The sequence below is a fragment of the Cytophagia bacterium CHB2 genome (genome assembly GCA_030263535.1).
GTDB lineage: Bacteria > Zhuqueibacterota > Zhuqueibacteria > Zhuqueibacterales > Zhuqueibacteraceae > Coneutiohabitans.
The window spans coordinates 21,133-27,492 of record SZPB01000030.1; the positions used below are offsets into that span (position 1 = coordinate 21,133).

3 protein-coding genes are annotated in these 6,360 nt (G+C 52.7%); all 3 read right to left on the minus strand.

The window, feature by feature from the left end; genetic code table 11:
* Window positions 1-120 precede the first annotated feature (120 nt).
* Window positions 121-2,193: a tetratricopeptide repeat protein gene (locus FBQ85_05190; protein ID MDL1874554.1), complete on the minus strand. Its 2,073-nt coding sequence runs from the start codon at window positions 2,191-2,193 to the stop codon at window positions 121-123.
* Window positions 2,194-2,532: 339 nt separating this feature from the next.
* Window positions 2,533-4,452, minus strand: a complete 1,920-nt coding sequence (locus FBQ85_05195; GenBank protein MDL1874555.1) for a T9SS type A sorting domain-containing protein — start codon at window positions 4,450-4,452, stop codon at window positions 2,533-2,535.
* A gap of 632 nt (window positions 4,453-5,084) precedes the next feature.
* A complete protein-coding gene (locus FBQ85_05200) occupies window positions 5,085-6,122 on the minus strand; it encodes a UPF0164 family protein (protein MDL1874556.1) in 1,038 nt (345 codons plus the stop codon).
* Window positions 6,123-6,360: the final 238 nt, after the last annotated feature.

Here is a 6,360-nt window from a genome sequence, read left to right on the forward strand (position 1 = left end):
GTTGGGACAATGCCCCACAAGGGGACAGGGCTACGAAATCATGGTAACAGTGTACCAGTTGAGCCTGTCGCGCTGGCTGAGCCTGTCGAAGCCAGCCAGCACCTTGCACAGTACCATTTTTCAAAATTCCAGCTTCACCTCAATCCCCTTTTGCAACATCATGAGCAGGCGTTTGGCTTCATCATGCTGCGGTTGATTGCGCAATACCTCCGCTAAATGCGCTTGCGCGAATTCAAGCTGGCCCAGTTGCACGCGGCACAGGGCGAGATAATAATTCGCCGCGGCCAAATCATTCGCGGACATGGCCTGGCGCAGGTTGTTCAGATTGAGCGCCGTTTGAAAATGTTCAGCAGCGGCGGCAAAACGATGTTGCATGAAATTGACCAATCCCAATTTTGCCCGCACAAACGGCGACTGTTCATTCCATTTCATGGCAATTTGCAGCAATGAGTCCGCAGCAGCAAAGCGATTCTGCTGCAGCAGCAGGTCGGCCATGCGCGTATATGCCGCGTCATTTTCCGGCACGACTTTCATCACCGCGCGATACTCGCGCAACGCCTCCTCTCCTTTTCCCTGCCGCTGATACTCCTCCGCCAACTGAAAATGCGCGGCATTCCAGGCAATGCGATTGGCTTGATACTCCTCCACCAATTGCCGGACAACAGCAGGCGCTTGCAATGAATCCGGCGGAACCGTGAATTGTTCGCGGCGAAACGGCCAGCGTTTTGTCAATCGTTCAATCTTGCGATTGCCGATTTGCAGATCGAACAGCGTTACGGCCGAATAATCGCGCAGAAACTGATCATCACATTCGCCCTCGACCGCTTGTAAGCCCGGCACGAGTTGTTGATGTTGCCGTATGGCCTGCGCGAAGGTTTTTGCCATTAAAAAATAGCCGTCAAAATTCGGGTGCAAATGTTCGCTGATCAATTCATGGCCAATGAGGCCGTGAGGCGACTGGCGCGCGAACGCCTCTTCCATTTCCACCACCGGCGCGCTGAAGGTTGAGCAAATTTCTCGAATAATTTTGTTGAATTCACCCGGGGCGCGAAAGCGCAGCAAATCCAAATCACGCGCTGTTTCATAAGATATTCTTGCAGGATCGATTTCGCCCAAAGCTGCATGCGTTTGCCCCAAACGAAAATGCAGCAGCGCCGAGGCGCTGTCGAGTGCCGCCGCTACCCGAAATAGACGTTTTGCCTCAGCATAATTTTGCTGGCGCTGCAATTGCCAGGCTTGCTCGAAGAGTTTTTGCCATTGCCGTTTTTGCTCGACCGGCAAATCGGGCGCAGCTTCCGACGCAAACGGCGCCATGTCGCGCATATTGCTCACCAGCGTGCCAACGATTATCGGCACGCGCTGCTGTTGCGCAATGGCCAAAATTTCCGCGAGATTATCACGAAACTGCGCCAGGCCGCGCCGGTACATCTCACTCTCGAATGGAATTGTTTTTTCAGCCGCCATGCCTTCCATCAGCGTTTGCTGGCCAGCCGGCGCGCTGGTGTTAGTTTGCAAGCTTTGGCGCACCGCCATGATCAACCGCCGCAACAGCATAAACGTGCGGAATTTCTGCAAACGTAAGTAAAGACGAACAAGCCCTCGACTCTGCCCCAACGACTGCGTCGATCCAACGCCGAGCGCGCCATAAAACTCGTTGTGTCCCAGGTACATCACGAACAGATCCGGCTCATACTGCGCCAATTCGCGCGCGAATTCGACCACGGCATAACTGTTGATCGCGGCCATGCCGGCGTTGATTACCTCGACAGTTTTGTCGGGATACATAAGCTGCAAACGATCTTGCAGCAGGCTTGATACGCGCGCATGCAATTCATAAGGAAACGAGGCCATGGTCGAGCCGCCCAGGCAAAACACGCGCAGGCCATTGCTTGGTTTCGTGTAGGCAAAGCGCTGCGGATAAACTTCCGGGACGGCAGCCACGCCGCCGAGGAAAAAACGCTCGCCGACGCGCGCATTGAGCTGATAAAAGAGCTTGCCCCGCTCTTCCCGGCGCACGACGAGCGGGGTAATCGGATCATCCGTGAGGAGGCGCAAAACGCCCTCCAACAGCAACAAAAAAACGAGCGGCAGCGCGAACAATAAAAAATAAAATATCCGGAGATTGCGCGGGCGAGCTGGCGCGTCTTTTTGCTTTTGCGGAAGCGGGGAGGCTTTTTTCTTGGTTGAGGGCACGTGTTATCGTCGCGATCTACGCGTCACGAGTAAATGGTTTGCATACAAAAATGCAACGGCCAAGCCGTTGCAGGAACATGATAAAAAATAGCGCATTTTCCGGCGGACACGAAATGATGAAAGCCCCTGCGGCGCAAAGCGGCAGAGGCTTTCATCATTACTTTTTAGCAAATACAGCTTTCCGGCTCTGACTCGCCATTGTGAACCATCTCTCTATAACAATGCGAGCCGCCGAAAGTCTTCAAGCACTTCCATTCAAATCAACTGACCGGTCACTTCCACAGAGATTTTTCGCACAGAAGTTTTGTGGAATGACCGGTCAGTATGGGCCACATGACCTTATTTCACGAACATCATGCGTTTGGTGGCGCGAAAATCGCCGGCTTTGATCTGGTAGAAATAAACGCCGGAAGTTAAGCCCTCGCGGCTCAAACCGGTGTAGTCGATGGTCACTTTGTAAGTGCCCGTCTGTTGATACTCATTCACCAAATCCGCGATTTTCTGGCCAAAGACATTGTACAACGTAATTGTCACGTGTCCGGGTTTGCGTACGGCATACTCGAACGACGTGGAGGGATTGAACGGGTTCGGATAATTCTGGCCAAGCGTATAGTCGGCCGGCACTTCAGATGCGATCTGTTCGACGCCTGTCACGATACACGGCGGCGTATCGTTGATGATCGGACCGGCTTCGGTCTCAATCGTCAGCGGCTTGATTTCGGTGCTAATGTAATCAAGACCCATCTGGTAAACACTGCCATTGAGGAATTTACCGTTGGCATCCGGACGCACATAACGCACGCGGCGGCGGCCAAGGTCAAATCCCGGCGCTTGATCATCAAAGCCTTGCCAATTCAAGTGATACTGCACCCAATTTTGGATCGGGCCTTTGGTGGTCACCGACAACGTGTAAATGCTGTCGCCATCCGCGTCGGAAAAATCAAACGGCGTCGGGCCTCTGCCGATGAGATTGTTGGCGCCGTGGTATTGCCGCGTGCCGTTGCGGAAATGCCAGACTTCATCTTGAATATCGAGACGAAGCGTATCCGCAGCCAGATTGACTTCAACCGGCGGGTTGCGCAAAAAGCAACGCATATCCGCGGTAAACACCATGGTCACGGTTGTATCTTGCGGAATGACGCGGAAGATGTCGTTAAACGTTTGCACCGGCAGTTGTTCCTGCGCCAAGCCTTGGAATACATAGATGCGATTACCGCCGCCAGTCGAACCGGGCTCTTCCCAGCCGTTGATCGGGGGTTGACCGCCCCAAATCGCGCGCGCAGGATTGAACTTTATGAAGAACTTATAAGGTTCCTCTGAGCCGGGAACTTTGGTGAAGGTGATTGGCAGCTCATAAATGTTGGGATCGAGGAAAGATTGCCGCATGATTGAATCATCGGGATCACTATCGTCCCAGCCATTGAAACCGCCGCGCAACTGCAGCGTATCGCCTTCGGTTTCATCAAAGATGCCAAGTTCCTTCAGCGGAGTAATGTTCACTTGAAACAGCGTGGTGCCGGTCGCGGTCTGACCGGGATCGCCGTCCCACGGCAATTCGACATTATCGGGTCGGCCGAGCGACAAATCCGTCATGCTCAGCTCACGATCCGCATGGCCTTCCCACGTCGCAATTTTCCCGTCGGAATTGTTGTTGATGGTGAATTTGAATTTGTTGGTTGACGTCCCAACCGGGATGAGACCGGTATAGATATTTCCTCCGGCATCGTTCAACTGATACTTGCGCGCCGTGGCAGAATCACCATTGGAAATACCGATGCCAGTACCCAGCCAATCATTAAAGCCGCCGGCAATCGAAACAAACTGCGTCGCCGGATTGAAAACACCGTTGCCGATGGGAATGGTCATGTTCACCCGAAAACGAATGCCATTATTCCATTCAACGGGATCCAAAACCTGCGCCGCGCCAGTCAATGGAAGCTCACGATTACCTATGTTATCTTCCCACGTGACAGCGGTGCCCGTTTTGACCACGAATTTGTAGGCGAGCGGGCCTGCTGTTCCAACATCGAAGGTGCCTTCGTAAATGAAATCGCCGTCGGCGTCGGTCAGGTCACTGCCATCGCCCCAGCCGTTAAAACTGCCGCGCACATGCACGGTCTGCGTTGCGGGAGTAAACAATCCCAGTTCCTGCATCACGCTCAAGTCGACCTTGAAGGTGACGTCATCTGCCAGCGCGGCGCCGGCAAGCAGGAACAGTCCGAAGCAGACCATCAAAACCGCCCTTCGCACTTGCTTCATACTGCTACCTCCAAAAAATGAAGTTAAAGGATAAAAGTGGGTTGGTGAACTCTAATAGAATCTCTCGACATTTCGGTTTTTGTCGAAATGTGTTTGCGGATTCTTCGTGAAAGACATTCTAAAGTACATTAGGCCGTAAGCCGCTCAAAGTTAGACTAAAATTCTATAAGTGTTTCGCCCACTGAAATGAAATCCCACCGAAAAGGCCTTTTTCTTTCTGCAGCAGTTCTACTTTTGTGGGCAAAATTTTCAATACTGCTCGAAGAGCTTCGATTCTCAACTTGTCCGAAAATCTGTGTCGTTCCTCTGAAGTGACGCTGTTGCGTTAAAAGCAAAAAATTTTCCCAGCGGATGGAAACAAGTCAACCGATAAAAAATCATCCGCTGGGTTGTTTCTTTCCGCTGGCGATTTCCTTTGTGTTGCGGTTTATCGTTGGATACTTGCAAAAATCATAACAACAAGACACCGTGCACTGTTATCATGAAACATTCATCCCTCTTTGTCCTGTCATCCTGTAAGGGACTCGTGAAGTTCCGGGTACAATGCCCGAGTCCTTCACAAGATTCGCTGAATGACTTTTTGATAGAGAACGCCTATAAAGCAAAGCAAGCACGTTCATGATTCCGCTGCCTTAATACCGCAGCGCAATGCCGAATTGATGAATGCCCTGCAAATGGCGCTGCTCCGCATAGGCATAATCAAATTGAAAATGCAGGGAACTGGTGCGATGTTGCACGCCAAAACCGACGGTGTACGAATTCTCGTTATTGCTCAAAAAGAGGTTGCGATAGCCGCCGCGCACGAAGAAACGTTCGTTGAACCCGGCGTACTCCGCGCCGGCGTTCACACTCTCCGCGGCGTCATTCGGGTGTAAGCCATCCACCGCAAGCGTTACCCGATTGTTTGCGTTTTTGATCAAATCATGCGCCAGCCCGATGCGCAGGCTAAGCGGCAAGTCGAAGCGATCCGTCGACAAGAGCGCGTTCACGCTTTCGTTGTTGCCGCCGATGGAAGGGTCGATGTCCTTCTGCACCAGCAAATCATCTCCGCGGATTTGCATCTTCTGGCCGAAATTCGAGATGCTGACGCCCAGGCGAATGTTGCGAAACGGCGTGGTGAATACCGTTCCCACATCCACCGCGATTCCGGAGGCCTTGGAATTGGCGATGCGCTCGGAAACATATTTTGCCGTTCCGCCAATCGCAAACTTTTCCGTCAACTGGCGGCCGTAGCTCAAGCCTACGGCATAACTGCCGACATCGAAGGTCGAGCCAGCCAGGCCTTCCGGATCGTCAACCGTGGTAACCAACATTTCCGAAGTATTCAGCGTCGTGACGCTCAAACCGATGGTGCCGAAATCCTCCCAGGGAAAAACCGCGCTGAGGTAATCCACCCCGAGATCGGCAAAATATTCCGAGTGCATGAGAAACAGCTCGTTCTTTTCGAGCAGACCCAGCACGCCCGGGTTCCAATAATTTGCAGAGGCGTCATTGGCGACCGCCACGAAAGCGCCGCCCATGGCCGTTGCGCGCGGCCCGATGGGAATGCCCAGAAATTTGGCGGATGTGGTGCCGGATTTTGTGAGATCGTCCTGCGCAGCCGCGAGATCAATTCCGGCGCCGGCCAGCAACATTGCCCAGACGAGCATCATGAGCAAACTTTTTTTCATATTTATGCTCCAAGATTAAAAGTTCGAAGTAGCATTCGCCTTCTCACTTAGGGTTCTGCTAAAAACAACTTGCCTGACAAACGTAGCCCCCGCCCCTGGTGGGCGGCTGGTGAAACACTGAAATTTCGCGTTCCATCAATGCCCCACAAGGGGGCACGGCTACGACGAACTCAGAAAGTGATTTCTGGACACTCACTTGATCACCGCAAATTTTCCAACATACTCACCGACATTGGGC

Bases quoted from the DNA above. Each gene is read 5' to 3' on its own strand.
- FBQ85_05200 (MDL1874556.1), bottom strand. From the start codon at position 6,122: ATGAAAAAAAGTTTGCTCATGATGCTCGTCTGGGCAATGTTGCTGGCC.
- FBQ85_05195 (MDL1874555.1), bottom strand. From the start codon at position 4,452: ATGAAGCAAGTGCGAAGGGCGGTTTTGATGGTCTGCTTCGGACTGTTC.